Annotated in this window: 24 protein-coding genes; 13 read left to right on the top strand and 11 right to left on the bottom strand. The window is 48.0% G+C overall.

Annotated features, from left to right (window positions below; genetic code table 11):
• Positions 1 to 9 precede the first annotated feature (9 nt).
• The 3 genes from IYN85_RS22015 to IYN85_RS22005 all read right to left on the bottom strand — a co-directional run bounded on the left by IYN85_RS22015 (position 10) and on the right by IYN85_RS22005 (position 1391).
• Entirely contained in the window at positions 10 to 459 is a 450-nt protein-coding gene (locus tag IYN85_RS22015) for a GNAT family N-acetyltransferase (RefSeq protein WP_196161116.1), read from the bottom strand.
• 36 nt (positions 460 to 495) lie between these two features.
• A complete protein-coding gene (locus IYN85_RS22010) occupies positions 496 to 951 on the bottom strand; it encodes a VOC family protein (RefSeq protein WP_196161115.1) in 456 nt (151 codons plus the stop codon).
• A gap of 284 nt (positions 952 to 1235) precedes the next feature.
• Positions 1236 to 1391, bottom strand: a complete 156-nt coding sequence (locus tag IYN85_RS22005; protein WP_196158681.1) for a hypothetical protein — start codon at positions 1389 to 1391, stop codon at positions 1236 to 1238.
• A gap of 743 nt (positions 1392 to 2134) precedes the next feature.
• Here IYN85_RS22005 and IYN85_RS22000 point away from each other — a divergent pair.
• The 8 genes from IYN85_RS22000 (at position 2135) to IYN85_RS21965 (ending at position 7911) form a co-directional block, all read left to right on the top strand.
• Positions 2135 to 2485 carry a hypothetical protein gene (locus tag IYN85_RS22000; RefSeq protein WP_196161114.1) on the top strand — a complete coding sequence of 117 codons (351 nt, stop codon included), beginning with the start codon at positions 2135 to 2137 and terminating at the stop codon, positions 2483 to 2485.
• 117 nt (positions 2486 to 2602) lie between these two features.
• On the top strand, positions 2603 to 3091 hold the full coding sequence (locus IYN85_RS21995; RefSeq protein WP_196161113.1) for a JAB domain-containing protein: 489 nt from the start codon (positions 2603 to 2605) through the stop codon (positions 3089 to 3091).
• A gap of 637 nt (positions 3092 to 3728) precedes the next feature.
• Positions 3729 to 4358, top strand: coding sequence for a histidine phosphatase family protein (locus IYN85_RS21990; protein ID WP_196161112.1), 630 nt, complete (start codon positions 3729 to 3731; stop codon positions 4356 to 4358).
• Between the two features lie 85 nt (positions 4359 to 4443).
• Positions 4444 to 4845, top strand: coding sequence for a hypothetical protein (locus IYN85_RS21985; protein ID WP_196161111.1), 402 nt, complete (start codon positions 4444 to 4446; stop codon positions 4843 to 4845).
• Between the two features lie 134 nt (positions 4846 to 4979).
• A complete protein-coding gene (locus IYN85_RS21980; protein WP_196161110.1) occupies positions 4980 to 6014 on the top strand; it encodes a S66 peptidase family protein in 1035 nt (344 codons plus the stop codon).
• A 76-nt stretch (positions 6015 to 6090) separates the two neighbouring features.
• Positions 6091 to 6540 (top strand): DUF4265 domain-containing protein, encoded by a 450-nt coding sequence (locus tag IYN85_RS21975; protein ID WP_196161109.1) that lies wholly within the window; start codon positions 6091 to 6093, stop codon positions 6538 to 6540.
• 25 nt (positions 6541 to 6565) lie between these two features.
• Positions 6566 to 7207 (top strand): AAA family ATPase, encoded by a 642-nt coding sequence (locus IYN85_RS21970; protein WP_196161108.1) that lies wholly within the window; start codon positions 6566 to 6568, stop codon positions 7205 to 7207.
• A 47-nt stretch (positions 7208 to 7254) separates the two neighbouring features.
• Positions 7255 to 7911 carry a glutathione S-transferase family protein gene (locus IYN85_RS21965; RefSeq protein ID WP_196161107.1) on the top strand — a complete coding sequence of 219 codons (657 nt, stop codon included), beginning with the start codon at positions 7255 to 7257 and terminating at the stop codon, positions 7909 to 7911.
• A 163-nt stretch (positions 7912 to 8074) separates the two neighbouring features.
• On the opposite strand, the gene IYN85_RS21960 is transcribed toward IYN85_RS21965, so the two are convergent.
• From IYN85_RS21960 to IYN85_RS21940, 5 genes are all read right to left on the bottom strand, one after another.
• Positions 8075 to 8317, bottom strand: a complete 243-nt coding sequence (locus IYN85_RS21960) for a hypothetical protein (protein ID WP_196161106.1) — start codon at positions 8315 to 8317, stop codon at positions 8075 to 8077.
• A 166-nt stretch (positions 8318 to 8483) separates the two neighbouring features.
• On the bottom strand, positions 8484 to 8984 hold the full coding sequence (locus tag IYN85_RS21955) for an ATP-binding protein (RefSeq protein WP_230390906.1): 501 nt from the start codon (positions 8982 to 8984) through the stop codon (positions 8484 to 8486).
• On the bottom strand, positions 8984 to 9328 hold the full coding sequence (locus IYN85_RS21950; protein WP_196161105.1) for a cupin domain-containing protein: 345 nt from the start codon (positions 9326 to 9328) through the stop codon (positions 8984 to 8986). The genes IYN85_RS21955 and IYN85_RS21950 overlap by 1 nt, the downstream gene beginning before the upstream one ends.
• 13 nt (positions 9329 to 9341) lie before the next feature.
• Positions 9342 to 10958 (bottom strand): NAD(P)/FAD-dependent oxidoreductase, encoded by a 1617-nt coding sequence (locus tag IYN85_RS21945; RefSeq protein ID WP_196161104.1) that lies wholly within the window; start codon positions 10956 to 10958, stop codon positions 9342 to 9344.
• A gap of 200 nt (positions 10959 to 11158) precedes the next feature.
• The gene (locus tag IYN85_RS21940; protein WP_230390905.1) at positions 11159 to 12544 is read right to left on the bottom strand and encodes a family 16 glycosylhydrolase; all 1386 of its coding nucleotides are present in this window, start codon (positions 12542 to 12544) and stop codon (positions 11159 to 11161) included.
• A 355-nt stretch (positions 12545 to 12899) separates the two neighbouring features.
• On the opposite strand from IYN85_RS21940, the gene IYN85_RS21935 reads away from it, so the two are divergent.
• Positions 12900 to 13235 (top strand): hypothetical protein, encoded by a 336-nt coding sequence (locus IYN85_RS21935; RefSeq protein ID WP_196161103.1) that lies wholly within the window; start codon positions 12900 to 12902, stop codon positions 13233 to 13235.
• Positions 13236 to 13256: 21 nt separating this feature from the next.
• On the opposite strand, the gene IYN85_RS21930 is transcribed toward IYN85_RS21935, so the two are convergent.
• Entirely contained in the window at positions 13257 to 13508 is a 252-nt protein-coding gene (locus IYN85_RS21930; protein ID WP_370592237.1) for a CBS domain-containing protein, read from the bottom strand.
• Between the two features lie 196 nt (positions 13509 to 13704).
• Between IYN85_RS21930 and IYN85_RS21925 the strand changes: the two genes are divergently transcribed.
• A complete protein-coding gene (locus tag IYN85_RS21925) occupies positions 13705 to 14742 on the top strand; it encodes a carbohydrate-binding protein (RefSeq protein ID WP_196161102.1) in 1038 nt (345 codons plus the stop codon).
• A 54-nt stretch (positions 14743 to 14796) separates the two neighbouring features.
• On the opposite strand, the gene IYN85_RS21920 is transcribed toward IYN85_RS21925, so the two are convergent.
• Complete coding sequence (locus tag IYN85_RS21920) at positions 14797 to 15513, bottom strand: YebC/PmpR family DNA-binding transcriptional regulator (RefSeq protein ID WP_196161101.1); 717 nt, start codon at positions 15511 to 15513, stop codon at positions 14797 to 14799.
• A 143-nt stretch (positions 15514 to 15656) separates the two neighbouring features.
• On the opposite strand from IYN85_RS21920, the gene IYN85_RS21915 reads away from it, so the two are divergent.
• A complete protein-coding gene (locus IYN85_RS21915) occupies positions 15657 to 16424 on the top strand; it encodes a hypothetical protein (protein WP_196161100.1) in 768 nt (255 codons plus the stop codon).
• Here IYN85_RS21915 and IYN85_RS21910 read toward each other — a convergent pair.
• Positions 16410 to 17624 (bottom strand): acyltransferase family protein, encoded by a 1215-nt coding sequence (locus tag IYN85_RS21910; protein WP_196161099.1) that lies wholly within the window; start codon positions 17622 to 17624, stop codon positions 16410 to 16412. The genes IYN85_RS21915 and IYN85_RS21910 overlap by 15 nt on opposite strands.
• A gap of 1203 nt (positions 17625 to 18827) precedes the next feature.
• Between IYN85_RS21910 and IYN85_RS21905 the strand changes: the two genes are divergently transcribed.
• Positions 18828 to 19178: a hypothetical protein gene (locus IYN85_RS21905; RefSeq protein ID WP_196161098.1), complete on the top strand. Its 351-nt coding sequence runs from the start codon at positions 18828 to 18830 to the stop codon at positions 19176 to 19178.
• Positions 19179 to 19297: 119 nt separating this feature from the next.
• Positions 19298 to 19786 (top strand): JAB domain-containing protein, encoded by a 489-nt coding sequence (locus tag IYN85_RS21900; RefSeq protein WP_196161097.1) that lies wholly within the window; start codon positions 19298 to 19300, stop codon positions 19784 to 19786.
• Positions 19787 to 19941 lie beyond the last annotated feature (155 nt).

Genomic DNA, 19941 nt, shown 5'->3' with positions numbered 1-19941 from the left:
GGGGTTAAATCACTCGATGGTCATCTGGTAGGTTTGCCAATGGGTTTTATCGGCTATTTTGTCGTACACCGCGCGTGCCCGGTAATTGTTTTCAGCGGTAATCCAGCGGACCAAAGGCCACCCCTGATCTGCGGCAAATGATTTCAGCGCTTTAAACAGCGCATCGACAACACCCTGCCCCCGCGCCTGAGGCGACACAAACAGGTCATCCAGAAAGCCGACCATTTTACCGCGCAAAGGCGACGGCATCGCCCGACAATGCATCAAGCCCAAGCAATGACCGGCCCCGTCTTTCGCCACCAACGCATAAAATGGCTGCTGCGCATCGAAGATCCACGACCACACCGTGTTTAAAATATCCTCGTTCATCGGCACCTGATAAAACTCCGCATACCCACGGTATAACGCAGCCCATTGTTCGCGATCTTCCACCGACAACTCAATCACAGTGACGGCCATAAATACCTCCGAGTATGTAGCAATAAAAAGCTGAGACTACTGATTATGAAAAGCGTCATCCAATTGGGCAATCACCAATCGTCTCATTTTCAACATCGCCTGCATCGCCCGCTCTGCACCGGCTCGATCTGGGTTGCCCAAATAGTGAAACAACACACGCGGAACAATCTGCCAGGATAAACCGAACTTATCTTTCAACCAACCGCACTGACTTTCCTCACCACCATCGGCAATCAGCGCATACCAGTACTTATCGGTTTCCGCCTGATCATCCGTATACAACACAATCGACACCGCCTCATTGAACTTAAATTGTGGCCAACCATTCAACACCTGGTACGGCACACCGTCTAACTCAAAATCCACCGTCAACGGCTGTTCTGTTTGCACGTCACTGATGATTCTGGAATTGGGAATCAACCCCGTATAAAAACGCGCCGCCTCTAACCCATTACCGTCAAACCACAGACAGGTTTTTACATTACCCGCCATAGCGATGCCTCACTTTTGCATTGTTGAGATTCCGGCAGTGTAGACCAAACCCGGCTGCAAACAGCAGTGTGAGATGTGAATGGTACGGCATCCCGATTCGAGATGTTGTTTAAGTTTTGTGTAGGAGCGAACAACCGAGGCACGAGAGCGGTCGTGATATTTTTTTGGACGTTGTTTTTGGTGTTTGTGCTGGGAAATAGTTCAGTTTTTTCTTTCCAAGAGGATCTTTGAAAGCTGAATTCTTTTTGCGCCCTGAAGTTTTTGCATCATTCGGTCATTTGGTATCACTGGAAAATTTTCGCCGTCAAGGGCCGAACCGGTCCGACGATTCGGGCTCGGCCCTTAACAATCCCAGCCGCCGCCACAAACGACTGATCACACTTCTCAATTTCGTCTTCGACAGGTCGTTCACGACGGCCACCGAAACGTCGGACCGCCATTTCCAGCTCACTTGTTCAAGCATCCCTGCTTGACCAACCTGTGAAACGTAAATTGCTCCGCGTGGTCGTTTGAAAGGCGGTGAAACGGCCGCATGAGTTACCTTCTTGATAGATATTTCCAGGTCAATTTCTGTCACACCTTTATATAACTAGCTAATCGATAGCCATTGTCGACATTGGCGTAAATAGCTGTTCCGTCGCATCTGCTTTGGCTGACATAGCTGACACGTCGCAACGGATTCAAGGGCAGGGATGCCCTTGGAAGCGCCGCGCGTGCAGGGATCGCCGACTTGTCGGCGCACGCTCAAGCGACCGTTCGAGCGATGTGTTAGTTATGGAAGAGAACCAAAGCGGGCGACAAACGGGGGTGCAAGGGGGCTGCCCCCTTGGGAGAGAGAAAACTAACTAAACCATATCTTGAATGATAAAAAAAACCGAAAATTAAAATTCAAACTCGACAAAACGAAGAAAGCCCAAGACCACTGCTCTGGCGAAAAAAATCCCATCTCCTCATTGCTGCCGGCAATGAACAAATCTAATTTTTTTAGACATCCATCACAATAACCTCACCTCACACAAAAAATAAATTGTGTTCAATCCTCACCCAGTGTTTTATACAGTTTGGTTTTTAAGAAAATTCAGGAGGCAAATAACGGAAAGAAAGTAGCGAAAACTAAGCGCTACCCTCAAGTGCGGACACACTCAAGGGCAGCTAACCACAACCGATATAACAGGTATCAATTATGGCTAAGCAGGATTCTAAGCTAGAGCACCGCTCGTTCCAAGAAAATTTCCACTCACAAGAAAAACTAAGCGCACAAAACAGCGACCTTCAACACCCTGTTGAAGTGAAAAAAGCTTGTGAAACCGCTGTTAAAACAACAGCAACCTCCACACACGCCAACCGGCACCGAAACCCACAGATAGAAACCGACCCCGCGTACTTACGCGCCCTGCACTGGTGGCGTTTTCGTATAGCCTTGGCGTTGTACACCGGAGCTTTTCCAAATTCGATGCGGCTTAAGCCGTGTTCTGTGAAATACGTGAGTTATCAGCAACTGTTAAAGCAGTACCGAAGTAACAACAGCCGCTGAACGCACGCAGTAAAAAACACAGAACACATTGCTTAGCCGCACATCTTGCCTGCGCACGCAGGCAAGGTTTCTGATGCTTTAAAAACAGAAAACGAACTAACGAAAAGCGAGACAACCATGTACAAAAAAATCACCAACATCGACGACGAACTGCTGTTCACCCACGCCCATCAACGTGAACTGGAAAAACCCAACCCGGTTATTCTGGACAGCATCGCCCGTGCCGAGCTGTACATCGCCAACACCTTCATCCACCTAAAACACGAAGCCATACACGCGCTCATGCTCAGCACCCGAAGCGTACTGTTAGAAAGTAGACCGATTCTCACCGGTAAATTTTCACTGAAAGAACTCACCACCAATTTACTCATCAGCCACATTATTCAGGCCAACGCCACACGGCTCATCCTCATCCATCACAACCCAAAGGGAAGCTTATCGATCAAAGACAAACACCTGCTGGAAGCCACGCGAATAAAAGACCGCTTGCTGGAATACTCAATCTGGCTGGACGACTTCTTCCTCATAACTAAAGCGGATACCGCTAACAGCAGTGGCTACAACCGAATGAACACCACCTCACTCGCCAGACTTGGATTGGTGTAATCTCTTTTTTAAGTCGGGCTTTAGCCCGACAATCTTTCAAATCCGTCGCCGCTAAAGCTGGCTTCCACAGGTACGTGATTACATATGTGCCTTCTAACCACGTAGGAGCCTTCGGAGCAACGCGGAGAGGCGATATCTGTGTGTGTCGGGCTTCAGCCCGACATATTCATACTTCTACCCAGTAGACTTCAGAGCAATCCGGAGACGCATCGATTATGAAGGTTGGCCTTTAGGCCAACAAATGAATCTATTAAGCGAAGGCAGCCCAGCAACCACCCCAAGGTTCGCGCCTTCTCCCCAATAATGGGTAACCTTTGCCCAGTCACTTAGCAAGAAAGCCACTTTCGCGCCATAAAAGCTTTTGCGCCGCATATTCAGGAGAATTCCTGAATATCTATGCACGCGCGGCAAACCCAGGCGAAAACAGAATGACCATTTCCCCGCTTATTAAACTAACCCCCACGAACAGGGCGTTTCAGGCGCGCGAGTATTTCGGTAAAAACCGCTCGTGCGTTTTTTTTCAGGGTAATCAGATTGACAATAGTGGCTACACCGCCGAATATGAGCAGAAAACAATTCTGCATATGCGGCGCCGGAAAAACCGCAGTGGCGGCATAAGAAACTGTTAGGTGAAGGAATGAGAGTAATAGTCGCAAGGCATGCGGAAACTCAGAAGAACAAAGAAAAAATATTACAAGGATCTGGTGCAGGCCTAGGCTCTACTTTGACTGAAGTTGGTATTCGTCAATCCAATAAGCTTTGTGATCACTTACTGCGAGAGTTTGATATTAGTACTGTGATTTCCAGTCCCTCTAGGCGTACTCTTGAAACTGTTAGGTCGATTCAGGATCGAGTAAGTGTTTTTACTACAAACTCTAATCTGAGAGAGATAGATTGTGGTGATTGGGAAGGGGTAAAGATTTCCGTTCTCGAATCAGAATATAGAGCTGCATGGGATCGCTGGAAGAATGAACCGCTTGGCTTTACATTTCCTGGGGGAGAATCCCTTAACGACGTGTACAAACGAACAAGATTGTTTCTTAGTGAGTTATTTAATGGAAAAACACAAGGAGACGTTCTTCTAGTCTCGCATAGTGCCACCATCAGCACTTTAATTGCTAATGCAATGAAGATAGATTTAAGTGAGGCATGGGAAACAGGCATTGGGTATCACAAGAATGCTCATTATTCTGTATTTAGCTTTGATGAATTAGGTGGGATCAAAGAATCAACATTAAAGATTGGCTCTCACCTAACAAACGCATGAAAAATCGCGCGTTTAAAGACACCGCTTCGCGGTACGCGCTGGACTCGCAACACGTTTCTCGCCATTTATGCGGGCGTTAAGAGCTATGAAAAACACTATCACTATAATTTTCATCTCATTGTTACTATATGGGTGCTATGCCGGCAATGTGATTACTCAGTCATTCTATTCCGAAAATATAGTAGTGATTGAACTGGAAAAGCTCTTTTCTGATGCGGGATATGAGAGGTGCAATAAGGATTTATATGAAAATGCCTTTTGTAGCATTCGCACAGGTTATCTTAGCTTTTTCATGAGTGTGACTGAAAATGACATGCTAATCGAAATGTATGTAGTGCACGTTTCTGGGAAGACCGAATCTCAAAATGAGCTAGAAGCTATTACTAATTTGATAGAGTCAAATACGACGATTGTCCGAGGCTGTACTAAATCAAAAACACAGTGGGGCTTGGTAGGTACTGAAACTGACTCATGCGAAGGCTCTTAACAAAAAATTGTTGTTCAAAACCGCTAAAGACTTGCTATGCAAGCGGGCTTTGGACTCGTTTTCGCTAGCGCTCAACTCGCCCCAAAATATGGGCATTCTGTTCTAAAAGAAATATTTTAAGGAGCATCCTGAAAGTGATATATCCCGAGCCACTTAAAAAAGGTAGTCGAATAGCGATTACGGCGTTTTCTTCAGGCATTGCTGATAGACAGGAAAAAAGGTTTATCGAAATTCAACGAACACTCACTGAAAGAGGTTATGAGGTTGTCATAGGCGATTGCTTAAAAGGAAATCACAAGCACGTGAGCGCGTCAAAGGAAAAACGCGCAAATGAACTTATGAGCTTTTTAACTGACGACAGTATTGATGCTATTGCTCCTCCTTGGGGTGGCGAGTTGGCTATCGAAATCCTCCCTCTTCTAAATTTTAAAAAAATAGAAAATTCAAAGCCAAAATGGATATTTGGGTTCTCTGATGTTAGCACAGTAACCTCAGTTATAAGCTCAGTTGTGGGGTGGGTAACTGTTCACTCCTCAAATCTCATGGATATAATTGACACTAATACTGACCCTTTGATGGCTAGTACACTTAATTATCTTGAGCAGAAGGTTGGTACATCATTTTCTCAAAGAGCATCAGATAAACATACTCGGAGCTGGCCGGACATAAGCGTTGACCCATTGGCTGCTGTGGTAGGTGATAAGACCACTGAATGGAAGTGGCTTAATAAACCAGAAGGGAGCGAGCTTGTAACAGGGAGATTGATCGGAGGATGCTGGGATACCCTTATTCACTTATTTGAAACCCCCTTCCTTAGTCTTTCTAAACTAAAGTCAAAGTACCCTGATGACGGGTTGATATTGTATCTTGAAAATGTCGAAATGAGCCCTTGTGATGTTGTCAGAGCGATACACAGTATGGAGTTTAGGGGTGTGTTCGAAGCGATTGATGGGTTAGTTTTAGGACGATCTTTTGCCATTGACTCTAACGATGATTCAGCACTTACTTACCTAGAGGTTCTTCAAGAACACCTGGGTAACAAGAGTATACCCATTATGTATGATGTCGATATCGGCCACGTACCCCCGAACTTAACTCTAATGAATGGCAGTTTTGCACAATTCACTATTGTGAATAAACAGGGTGAGGTTACTCAATGGTTGAAGTGAGCCTCGTGGAACAGAACAAGACGTTGCATTTGACTAAAGCAAGCTTCGCAAATGAACGTGGGCGTTGGAAGCAATTATGAACCACCACATTAATCTTCATATCGAAGGAACAGAAAGCGATACTCAACCTGTAGAAGTTGAGTATTTGTCTGAAAATATCTATAGAGTTGTTCATTCGCCTGGTTTTGTTGAAGGTATCGCAGCTGGTGACGTAATTGAACTTGCGGAGCATGACACGACTAAGTTTTCTGTTGTTAGTTATGGTGGAAATGTTTCCGTTAAGATCTCTGATACCGCTAGTATCATTGAAAAACTACCCACTCTAGACAATATTCTCGGCACAGTTGGTGCGCGTAGAGATGGCAATTTAGAAAGGGTTGGGGTGTGGACTATGCCACTTAAAAGTGGTTTCGAGCCAATTGAAATAGCTATTAAAATGGCTTGTTCTGAACTCTGCGAGCCTACTTGGTGGTTTGGCAATGCCTATGATTCAAACAACCAGCCTTTAAACTGGTGGCTAGATTAATGCTGTTTCTAACAACGAGTAACAATTGCATAAACCAGCCTTATTCCCGCTTAGCGGGTTGGCCTATCGCCACACTATCGCTCGCGCCTGCACAAAGACGTTAAACAAAATGATATCGATACTAGGTTGTAGTGGTGTTGGAAAAAGCACCATAATCAAAGAGATTGTAAGTCTTGAGGATCAATGGGTTGTTCTCGAAGAGAACGTTAATGAGGTGCTTGAGCCTTTAAGCAATATAAGTTTCGATAGTCCGTATCAGAAATTCATTGCAACTCAGGAACGGTTTCTTGAACGGGACATATTAGAGCTTAATCAAGGGAGTCAATATTCTCTGTTCGATAATAGGTTAACTGAATATATCTTCTACTTGTTACATCATCCTGATTATTTAAATCGAATCGATGAAAGCAGAATGAGACTGAGTTCGAGTATTGAGCGAATTATAGCCGATAACCGAATCCGTTCTTTTTACTTAAGTGATAGTATCGACAATATTGAAGCTCGGGTGATATCAGATCACACGAGAAGCAGAAGCTTTTGGTCATACTTTATGGAACACTTCTTCCCATTTCATGAGGAGTGGCATTCTAAAAATGGAGCACGAGTAATCCCAATAAATGATCGCAATCCAAAGGAAATTGCTGTGGAAATACTGAATGCTCTCTAATAAGTTTTTGAACCCCAGGCCAGACATCCTTGCTCCGCAAGCTGGTCTTGGACTCAATTTCACTGGCGTCAAATTCAGCCGGTGTGCAACCTGTTAAATTCAAGGATAATATGAGGCTATTTGCAACCCCAAATTCACCTTTTTCTAGAATGGCTCGCATCGCAATTCACGAACTTGGTTTGTCGGATCAAGTAGATATTCAGTTTGTTACTGTTCGAGATTCTAAGAGCGAGTTACTTAACTATGGTCCTCTAGGAAAAGTCCCCGCGCTGCAAATTGGTGATGACCTGTTTTCAGATACTAGTATAATTATCAAGATGCTTGAGTCTGCTTCAGATTCTTGTAGGCTGACTGCTGAGAATGAAGATCCTAAAGCAATTGCATTCGAGGGGTTTTGTATCGGTTTCTTGGAAAGTATTGCCGTATGGATACGAGAAGCACGTAGAAAACCTGAATTAATATCTGAAGAACTTCTCAAAGTTGAAAAAGAACGAGCTCTAAGGTGCGTAGATTACATTAGCCAAAACATAAGCTACTTAAGAAGCTCGCTTTCACTATCTGCCATTGCTGTCGCTTGTGCTCTCGACCTTGCTAACAGAAGGCTTGGCTTTTACGAGTATGAGAAACACGGATATCTAAACGAGTGGCTACAAAAGGTAATTAAAAGAAAGTCATTCCTAATTACAGAGCCACAACCAATTTAACAAGGCGCGGATGGAATTAATCCTCCGAAAACCGCTACGCGCGGGCTGGGACTCGTGACCTATCCCAAGCGCTTAACGTTATGACATTTATGAATAAACTAATCTTGTTTTCCATACCTATAGCCGCCAGTAATAGTTTTGGTTTCGTTAGATATTCACTAATTCAATTAGGAATTCTTGATGGAATTGATAATCTTTTTAGATATGTGTTTTTCTTTTTAGCTGTTGGGTTAGCTTTTCTGATATCAATAACAAGGAATAGAGTTCTTGTTTGGGTGGCAGTAGTTTTACTTTCATTGAGTGCAGTTTTTTCTATATTTGGAATCTGGCTCGGAATACGCTTTAGCTCTCCCGTCGCTGTTCTTTTGGCGGTTTTGTGGTCGGTGGTTTTTTCTATAGCAGCCATTAAACTTCCGAAAATTTATATCCGGGCGCAACATGCATAACGAGTAGTAATTTCAAGTTGGCCCGCTTAAATCCGCTGCGCGGCGGGCTAAAGGACTTACTCCTTATCTTGGTAGCGAGATGCCATAAATTAACCACAACACAACCAACACTTCATTTAATATCTGCTACGAATCCAAACCCGGTTTCACCACAACAATATTCAAGCCTTCATCGTCACCCGGTGCCTGAAAGTACTGCGTGACTTCTGCAAACATTTCCGGTGTATCAAACTGTGACCGTTCCGGTTGCTCTTGCCGACGTTTGGCTACCTGTTGCAAGCAGGCATCGTCAGACAGTTCCAAATATATTGCTTGATGCGGGGCATTGGCAGATTCTGCAACACGCAAGAACCATTGCCGCGCATTGCGGGTGTTGGCAGGGAAATCCATAATCACCGATGCACCAGCAGCCAGTATCTGCGGTACGTGTGAACGCAGCACCGTTAACAGTTTGCGATGACGCACCAGGAAGTCGTCAAAGCTGTTAATTTCACCGGGGTACAGTTTGCTTAACCAGTCGTCTTCGGAAATGAGCACTGTGCCATTGTCTTGTGCAAAGCGTTTGGCGTAGGTTGATTTACCGGCGCCCATTTTGCCGATCAAAAAATACAACGTCCCGGCTGTCATTATTCAAGCTCCTCGCGGTCACCATGGCTCGGTGGTGTGGATGTCACGGTAAACACTAAATCCTGTTGCCCGTTGTTGGTTAATTGATGCGCGGTACCGGCGGGTACATGCAGCCCCTGCCCTGGCTGTAAATTATGTACCTGCCCGTTCACATCCAGAGTCGCCACACCAGACAAAACAAAAAAGAATTGTTCTGCTTTAAGGTGCCTGTGTCGCGTTTCACCACACCCCGGTGGTACCCGTTCCTGAATCACGCTGAGCGTGGGTGTGCGCACCAGGTGCCAACCGTCGCAGCGCTCACCCCAAATATAGTGTTCCGCGTTTTCAACAGACACCACTGCCATACAACAACCTCGGTTACTTTGTGTGGGTTCCCAGAATATCCAACGCGACCGCTTCGGCAACCCGGATGCCATCGACTCCGGCCGACAGAATACCACCGGCATAACCGGCGCCTTCTCCGGCGGGGTACAGGCCTTTTACGTTTAAGCTTTGGAAATCTGCACCACGGGTAATACGCAATGGCGATGAAGTGCGGGTTTCAATACCGGTGAGTACGGCATCGTTCATGGCAAAGCCTTTAATTTTTTTGTCAAATTCTGGCAACGCTTCCTGCATGGCTTCAACGACAAAATCGGGCAAGGCTTCCGCCAGGTTAACCAACTTAATACCGGGTTTGTAAGACGGTTCCACGCTGCCGAGTTCAGTGGTGGCTTTACCGGCGATGAAGTCGCCCACCAACTGACCGGGCGCTTTGTAGTCTCGGCCACCGATTTCAAACGCCAGCGATTCCAGCTTTTCCTGTAATTCAATGCCCGCCAATGGGCTGCCGGGGTAATCCACTTCTGGGGTAATGCCGACCACGATGCCGGAATTGGCGTTGCGTTCGTTACGTGAATATTGACTCATACCGTTGGTAACGACACGGTTGGGTTCGGATGTCGCAGCGACCACGGTGCCACCCGGGCACATGCAGAAGCTGTAAACCGAGCGGCCGTTTTTGGCGTGGTGCACCAGTTTGTAATCCGCCGCGCCGATCTTCGGATGACCGGCAAATTTCCCGAGCCGGGCTTTGTCGATCACCGATTGCGGATGCTCAATCCGGCAGCCAATGGAAAACGGTTTTGCTTCCATGAACACGTCTCGTTTGTGCAACATGCGGAAGGTGTCGCGTGCGCTGTGACCCAGCGCGAGAATAACGTGCTTGCTGTAAATTTTTTCGCCACTGGCAAGCTCTACGCCTTTTAGTGCTCCGTCTTCAATAATGACGTCGGTGAGGCGTTGCTCAAAGCGCACTTCCCCGCCGAGTTCGATAATCTGATGTCTAATTTTTTCCACCACGCCGGTGAGCCGGAAGGTACCAATGTGCGGTTTGCTGACGTAGAGAATTTCCTCTGGCGCGCCTGCGTTCACAAATTCATGCATGACTTTGCGACCGAGAAAGTTCGGGTCTTTAATCTGGCTGTACAGTTTGCCGTCTGAAAACGTTCCGGCACCACCCTCGCCAAACTGCACATTGGACTCTGGGTTCAGCACGCCTTTACGCCACAATCCCCAGGTGTCTTTGGTGCGTTGACGAACTTCTTTTCCACGCTCCAGCACAATCGGCTTAAAGCCCATCTGCGCCAGCAGCAATGCGGCAAAAATACCGCAGGGGCCAAAGCCCACGACCAAAGGCCGTTCTTTAAGGTCTTCCGGGGCTTGCGCCACAAAGTGATAGGCGGTGTCCGGTGCGGGGTTGACGTGTTTGTCTTTGCCAAGCCGAGCCAGCACGCTGGCTTCATCGCGAACTTCCGCGTCGATGGTGTACACAAAACAGAGTTCCGCGTATTTCTTACGGGCATCGTAACTGCGTTTGAACAGCGTGAAATTCAGCAGGTCGGCATCGTTAATGCCAAGGCGTTTCACAATGGCTGGGCGCAGCGCCTCTTCTGGGTGATCGATCAGCAGTTTAAGTTCGGTAATTCTGAGCATGCGGGACTCCGGCTCTAGGGCCGGAAGCAACCCGGCAACAATGGAAGGTGGCGATTATACGCGAAAACCGGCGCGACCGAAGTTTTAAGGCTCAAGGCTTTTAGGGTTCAAGAAGATAGGCGACGACGTTACTTCCTTTAGGACTAGTGAGTTGCAGCGATAGGAGTGCGCCATCACTGGCGCACGTTATTTGTCGACCCTTACCAATTTTGCAAAGGATGACTGTCAAGTTCATAAATCCGCACCCAATCATACTGGGTGGTCATTGGGTAAACATTGGCCCATTTATTTCCACCAAAAACATCCTGAATACTGTCGTTCGGAATCCAAAAATTCATCATGAGTTCGGTCAGATCATCAGGAATCGGTGTCGCGTGTATCTGCGGCCAAACACACCCTTTCGAACAATTAATATCACTTTGCTTAAGCGTTTTAACCAGGTTGCCATCGACAAACCACCGAATCTGGTCGGGTGTCCATTCAATGGCAAACACGCGCCATTGATCAACAGCACCGACGTCAATTTTGTGCTCCCATGCCCCCCATTGTCGCGTCGCATTCCAGTCTTGCGCATTATTTCCGTAGATGAGGTTGGCCTGAAACTTATCTGGTCGTCCTCCTTCCAACTCAATATCAATTTCTTCCCATTCGCGTGGATTTCCCTCATTCCGATACGTAAACAGAGAGGAAATGTAGCCTGATGCAACGTTGCGGTTGGGTGCTCTCATGCGCGTTTCTATGCGCCCATAGCGAATACGCTTTTCAGGAACCGTTCTTAACTCGCCGCAACTGAAGCTATAGGCCCCTTTCCAAGATTGGTGATCCTGAGACCACGAAGCCGGCACATATTCAGAACGCACCGTGAGTTCCAGATTGCCATCAACCACATTGACACCATTGTCGGTAAAGCGGCACATAGACTCTGCGCCAACAGCTCCGTCGCCTTTCGCCCAAACAGATGTATTAAATGTGTTAAAGCGTTCATCCAACACTAGGCTAAAACCCGGATAAACACCTGTATAGCCGGGATATGCGGTCGGGTTATCTGAGCCCGATGTAGGCGTAATTCGAAAGCTATCCAGGTTATAGGCACCTGCTCTTTGAGTCACCCGAATTGTATGGCTTCCGGCATTCAGTGCGATGCTCACCGGATCGGTTGACGACCAGTTCTGCCAGCCCCCTGTGTCTCCCACAGTGATCTCAGGTGCAGTTAACGAAGTACTTCCGCTGATCTGAAACTGAATGCGGCCTCCGCTTGGAGAAGCGGTACGGGCATCCAACAGGTAATCCCCCGGGTGCGCAACATTGACAGTGTAAGTTAACCACTCTCCTGGTTCGAACCAGCCCACGTTGTAGTCGCCGATTTGACTGCGTTCAATGTCTACCTGCTCATCACGATACTGCCCACCAATGTTTCGTGTACTGGTGTCGTAATACCCATTTACATCAAAATTTTCGGCCTGAACGGTGCCTGGCAGCTGTGCGACTTGCCCTTGAAAAGGTGTGCCTGCCAGGGCAAAACCAGTCAACCCCATCGACACCATGACGGCATGAGACACCTTTTTCTTTATTGTTTTTGTTTTCATTATCTTTTTGAACCTCGGTAATTTGACTTTCCCGAAGCCCACTACGAAAAACGAGCTTCTAGCGAGCGCGTTGTTACGCAATTAGTAACAAAGCAGAGAGGAATCTAACAGACTGCTATTCGAAAACTGTGATTGACTGCATAGTAATGTAAGCGCTTTCATTTGATTTCAAGCGGCCTGGCTCTTTTGGGATGCCATTCGCACTGCCTATGTGATGCCATTCAAGGTACTGAGCATAAATACACTCATGCACAACATGACCCCAGCTATCCACCGCTTGACCGGTTGTGTCATAGAGCCTATCCATACATTCCAATACTGTGCTCGGTATCTGAAATAAGTACCGAGCACCTTTATGAACGCCTTCGCCAAATACACCATGTTGCAGCTTGGCCAGCTGTTGCCAATTCGAGACCGCAACGCTTTTCTGTGCTGGCTGAAAGGCAAGTACAACATCGCCGCGCAGGCCGTCCGGTCGGGTTACCACCAAACCGTGGTGCTGGAGTTGGGTGAGCGAGTGGTCACTTCGGAGGAGCTGTTGCGCCTGATTGATGTTCGCGAAGGTAAGATCAGTCCGGAAATGGCGCGCTTCCTGGTGGATCTCATGCACAGCGACAAATTACCGAACGACATATACGCCGAAGATAAATCAATCGATTCGGCGTTCTACCAATTTGCGCTGCAAGCATGAAGGGTGGGCTTTGCCCATCCTTTAATGACAAAACTCGCGACGACCCATTTCCAACAGTTTGGTATCCAACATGTTCAGCAGGTGTCGCCGCATTAAAACGCCAATGACCTTATTGGTGCTGTCGACTACCGGGTACGTTTTCGGTTTCGCTTGTAACATCCGTTGCGCAATGTCGAATGGATCATCGTCTAAAGTCACGGCGATAACATCTTTCTGCATGACTTCTTCGACAGTCGATACTCGTGTGTTCTGGTCAGCACCATCACGAACCACCCGCTAATTTCACAAGATTTTATTGCAAAAAACCCACACCTAACCCTTACGTCAAGAACCCACTCGCACCAAAGTACGAAACATCTCCCCCAAGTGACCTCAACCATGACCTTGGCCATGTCGGCACACTCTTACACTCGCGACACCGATGTTTCGTTGACGTTGGTGACTCAAACAAAACACTTAGGAGAGAGTTATGGTGAAAAAATTCAGCTTTGCCGCGGCGGTCCGCGTGGTCTTGTCCTGTTTCCTGGCATCAATGTCGTTTGCGACGAACGAAGTCCGTTTGCAATACGCACAGTTCACGCCGTATTACGAGAACGGGTTTGACCACGCCGAATTAGAGGGCAGCATAGAAGTTAAGAATCTGGGCCCAGTGAAACAGGTCTGGTTGCATTACCAAAATGCACTTGGTGAATGGGTTGACCACCCAGCGTTTTACACGGCACCCACGGCCGATAATTATGAAGCGTTTACGTTTCGGTTGCCGTTGCCTGGCTCGGTCTCGTCGTTGCGATTTGCGGTGAAATACCAGGTGAGCGGTCAAACCTACTGGGACAACAATAACCAGCAGGACTATCGCTTCGATGGCAACACACAAACGGCATTCAGGCACCAATCGGTCGCCGTGGATGACGCGAGCCGGTATTACAACAAAGTCACCTTGTCGGCACGTTCACGGTATCAGTCAACAGACGATAAGGTCACCTTGGTCTATTCATTGGATCATTGGCAAACACAGCAACGACGGGAACTGACTCTCAGCCACACGGTGAATGGGCTTTATGGCACGAGCGGCTTTTGGCAAACCTCACTTGGCATCGAATACTATCGTCCTTTCGAGTATTTTCTGGAATATCAAACCGGCAATGACGTGGAACAAGACGACTATCACGGCAAGGGCTATCGGCTGTTAGCCTTTAACGACAGCTTCGGATTCGGCATGTTCAAGCAACGTTATCCACAACTGTATTTTCGGGGTCAACCCACAAACTGGACGTCGTCGCCGATGAGTCTGATCGCGGACTACACATGGTCGATTCTGGTGTATTTCGATGGATCTACGGATTTTAAGTTTGATGTCTATAACGACTGGTCACGCAATTTCGGAGACAACAACGCCGATGGCTTCATCGACCTTAATGGCAACAACCTGAAGGTCAACACGGCGGGGTCTATTCAAATTACAGTGAACACACAGACCGCAGAATATTGGATAGAACCCTATTATTGAACGGGCTTAAACAAGCGAGTTGCGCGGACGTAAGACCGCGCAACCGTCGTTAACTCAGTATTCGGCGTTGTGATAGACGTTTTGCACGTCATCTAGGAAGTTGAGCATGTCGAGGAATTTATCGAACATGTCTACGTCATCGCCACTGATTTCGGTCATCATCTGCGGGACAAACTGCACTTCATCGACTTCAAAATCGATCGACGGGAAGGCGGCTTTCAACGCATTGCGGGTATTGGCGTATTCAGTGTGCGGCGCAAAAACGGTGACTTTGCCGTTTTCCACTTCGATGTCGGTCACATCCACATCCGCTTCCATTAACGCTTCCAGAACGGCTTCTTCGTCGTCACCGGCAAACATGAAAATTGCGCTGTGATCGAACATATGGCTCACGGCACCTTGCGCGCCGATTTTCGCCTTGGCTTTGTTAAAACAGGTACGCACATCACCGTAGGTACGGTTCGGATTATCCGTCAGGCATTCCACAATCACCATGGTATTGCCGGGTCCAAAGCCTTCGTAACGTGCAACGGCAAAGTCTTCACCACCGCCACCGGCGGCTTTATCCAGCGCTTTCTGAATAACGTGCGCTGGTACCTGGTCCTTCTTCGCGCGCTCCAGCAAAGACGCCAGTGCCAGGTTACCTGACGGTTCAATACCGCCGGATTTGGCACAGACGTAGATTTCACGACTGTATTTACTGTAAACCTTGGCTTTCATGTCCGAGGTTTTGGCCATCGATTCTTTGCGGTTCTGATACGCGCGACCCATGCTGTTACCTTTTTCAAACAATTCAATTAGGCGGCGATTCTATTGAGTTTTTGTGTCTGAAACCAGCGCTCGACCGCTGTTTCTTTTCATCCAGAATGAGTTACTGTACGTAAAACAGGTCGATAATTCAGACGGAGCCACCTTTGAGACCCATTTTTGCCCTTTTCAGTACCCTATTGCTTCTGGCCACCCCGTTAGCGCAGGCACAAAACCGCGGCTGGACCATCGGAGGTGGCTTCGTCTCCAGCGACGTGGTGAACCCGGAACAGGCCGATCCGGTATTTCCGGCATTTCAGTTGGAAAACAAGCAGGTGATGTTTTTGCCTAATCTCAGTTTCCGCTGGGATCAATGGTCCATTGGTGCCGATGGAATTGGCTGGCAAACCGAAACGTTAAACGGCCTGAAAACGCAGATCACCGCGGGTTACCCCAGCAGCCGTTTCAGCATTGGCGGCCAGAGCGGTTGGTTCCGCTATGGTCTCAACAGTGGTCTGAGCTACAGCAATGGCGTGACCGCAACGCAAGGCATTACCCTGGGGCCGGTCGGTTACGAAGCCACGCTGGGTTTGGGAGAACGAGCGGATGATTTCAGCCAGAAAGCGTCTCTCGGTTTTCCTCTGTATATCAACCAGAATGCTGGCCTCACGATCATTGGCACCGGCTACCTGCAACAAGACAACGCGAGTTTTACAGCGAATGACCTGGAACTGAGCCAGCCGCTGACCAACGAGAATTTTGTGCACACCGGGCTGAATGCCTTTGCCGTATTCCAGGCCAACCCGAGGTTGACCCTCTTGGTTTCTGGCACGCTGCAATGGAACGACTCAAACCTGACTGACGAAGTAAGCGCTGTGGCACCGGTGCAGTTTAACGTGTTCACCATGTTGTCATTCTATTTAGGGCAGCTGTGAGCCGGTTGTTGCTGTCACCAGCGGCGGCCGATTTGTAACCGCAGCCGAGCGCTCCGTAATGCCAAACCCAACCCGAACATAAGGTACTCGCTTCAGCACTTCATAGCCGAGCACACTCAGCAGAAGTGTCGCTAATGCCATGAACCAGAATTTCGAAGCGATACTCCACGGCAGCGGTACCACCCAGAACGCCAGCAACACAATCCAGGTTTGATGCAAAATATAAATGCAGTAGCTCGACCGGCTCAGGTACCTCGACACAGGTGTGCGACGATTCAGGTAGCGTTTGCCATAACCAAGGACCGTCAGCAGCGCAACCCAGGTAAACACCGGTTCTGCGGCCCAGTACGGGTGAACGTATTCCGGGAATTGCAGATGCGCAAACCGCGCTAAGGTTAACATCAGGGCCAGGCTCAACAGCAGGGTCCGATTCCGCTCTATCGTGGCGACGAACCTGGGTTGCTGAATAAACAAATAGCCGTAACTGAACAAAGTGCCGTAGAACAATAAGGTAGCCCAATCGCCAATCAAGGCGTGGGTGGTGGGAAAGATCGGGCTCAGTATCAGTTCGATCAGCACTAACGGTAATCCGCACAGAAGTATCGCCCACAGATGAGCGCTGATCCGTTCGATCCAGCCATGCAAGCGAAGGCTCACAGCATTGGAACGCTGAAATATAAGGCTACCCAACAGGCAGTACACCAGCAGATAGACCACAAACCAGAGATGATGCCAACTGAGATTCCCTTGCGGATAGGGTACAAAGTCGAAGATTGTTTTATAGAAAGCGCCAACAGAGGCGTATTGTTCACCCTGTACCGTGCGCTCAACCCAAAGTTGCGGCGGTACCACCAGAAAAATGGCAAACACTACAGGCCAGCCAAGGCGCTGCAACCGTTCCCTCACATACGCGCGGCGGCTGCGTTTTTTGAACGAAAACACCGTAACCGCACCTGCAATAAAAAACAGGACTGGCATCCGAAAATCGCTAAGGGGGCTCATCCACCAGATGAACAACTCGCTGACCTCGGGGTTTTTAATGTGAAAATCCCAGGGTACAAAAACCATCCCGGTGTGGAAGAAAATCAGCAGCAAAATAGCCAGGCTGCGCAACCAATCCAGATAATGTTGCCGCGCTCCGGTCTGAGGTACTGTTGATGAATTGACGAGAGGGTTCTGTATAAAGGTTGAAGTGGTCATATCGGCTCCGTCTGATGATGAACTCACTAAAAGACTAAGTGTTTCGGGCAGCGCATTCTTACGGAATACCGGGAATATCTGACGGATTTTGAAATCCGTCAGGTTTTGTACAAATCCGTCAGGCCATTAAAACCGAGTTGAACACCGCTTGAGCTATGCGAACCGGACCGGTGTAATATGTGGAGCTGAGTTTGCGTTGACACGGGAAGCAATAATGGAGAATCGACAAACTGGGTCCTGCCTATGCGGTCGGGTGACATTTGAATTGATAGGCCAATTTCAGTCATTTTATTTGTGCCACTGCACGCGCGGCGCTTCCAAGGGCATCCATGCCCTTGAATCTGTTGCGACGTGCAAATTAATTCAGCCAATGCAGAGCGACGGAGCGGTTGTTTACACCTGTTCTTGGTAAATAGAATTTGGCGGTTAGTTTTATCTTTCGTGAGAGTGACTCATGCCGCTGTTTCACCGCCTTTTAAATGACCACGCGAATCAATTCACGTTTCACAGGTTGTTCCTAATCTGAGCGGCCACATATCGTGAAAGTAGAGCCTACATTCCCGACTGCCAGAAACTCTGAAAGATTCAACGAAGCGCAGACGCTGTTCCGCGCATGGATGCGCGGGCAAGTGAGGGCATACAGGGCGGTCCGACGTCTCGGGGTATGCTACGAACGGCGTCTCGAAGCAAGTTGGATATGAAGATAAGTTTCTGGGTCGGTGGCAGGGGGTTTTACTCGGTGCGACGCTTCGCTTGAACCCCCCCAAGGCAGAAAAAAACAGTCTGAGCCATGCCATGTATTTGCAGCGATAAATTAAAGATTACCAGTATATTTTGGATATATCGTTGCAAGGGGGCTGCCCCCTTGGGAGAGAAAAAAACTAAACCATTTCTAAAGTGACAAAAAACGCATATTTAAATTCAAGCTCGACAAAAACGAAAAAAAACAAGACCACTGCTCCGACGAAAAAAAACATCCACACACTGAACAAACCAAATTTTTTAGACATCCATCACAATAACCTTACCTCACACAAAAAATAAATTGTGTTCAATCCTCACCCAGTGTTTTATACAGTTTGGTTTTTAAGAATATTCAGGAGGCAAATAACGGAAAGAAAGTAGCATAAAACTAAGCGCTACCCTCAAGTGCACCACACACTCAAGGGCAGCTAACCACAACCGATAAGTTAGGTATCAATTATGGCTAAGCACGATTCTAAGCTAGAGCACCGCTCGTTCCAAGAAAAAACCCTCTCACAAGGGAAACTAAGCGCACACAGCAGCGACCTTCAACACCCCGTTGAAGCGAAAGAACCTTGTGAAACTGCTGTTTACTCAACAGCAAACTCCACACACGCCAACCGGCACCGAAACCCACAGATAGAAACCGACCCCGCGTATTTACGCGCTCTGCACTGGTGGCGTTTTCGTATAGCCCTGGCGTTGTACACCGGAGCTTTTCCAAATTCGATGCGGCTAAAGCCGTGTTCTGTGACCTATGTGAGTTATCAGCAACTGTTAAAGCAGTACCGAAGTAAAAACAGACGCTGACCAAACGCAGTAAAAAACACAGAACACATTGCTTAGCCGCACATCTTGCCTGCACGCGCAGGCAAGGTTTCTGATGCTTAAAACAGAAACAAAACGAACTAATGAAAAGCGAGACAACCATGTACAAAAAAATCACCAACATAGACGACGAACTGCTGTTCACCCACGCCCACCAACGTGAACTGGAAAAACCCAACCCGGTTATACTGGACAGCATCGCCCGGGCGGAACTGTACATCGCAAACACATTCATCCACTTAAAACACGAAGCCATCCACGCACTCATGCTCAGCACGCGTAGCGTTCTACTGGAAAGCCGCCCCATCCTCACCGGAAAATTCTCACTCAAAGAACTCACCACCAATTTACTCATCAGTCACATCATTCAAGCCAACGCCACACGGCTCATTCTTATTCACCACAACCCCAAAGGAACCTTATCGATCAAAGACAAACACCTGTTGGAAGCCACGCGCATCAAAGACCGTCTGCTGGAATACTCGATATGGCTGGACGACTTCTTCCTCATCACCAAAGCCGATACCGCTAACAGCAGTGGCTACAACCGGATGAACGCCACGTCACTCGCCAGACTCGGCTTGGTGTAATCTTTTTTGTAGGAGCCTTCAAAGCAACGCGGAGAGGCGATATCTGTGTGGGTCGGGCTTTTGCCCGACCATTTCCAAAACCCTCGCCGCTAAAGCTGGTATCGTTATCGCCTTAATCGGGGGAATGAACGTTCAAATGAGAACCGGGTCGCAGT

Origin of the sequence: Reinekea sp. G2M2-21, assembly GCF_015687175.1 — a bacterium.
Classification (GTDB): domain Bacteria; phylum Pseudomonadota; class Gammaproteobacteria; order Pseudomonadales; family Natronospirillaceae; genus Reinekea.
This window is presented reverse-complemented; position numbering and strand designations above follow the sequence as displayed.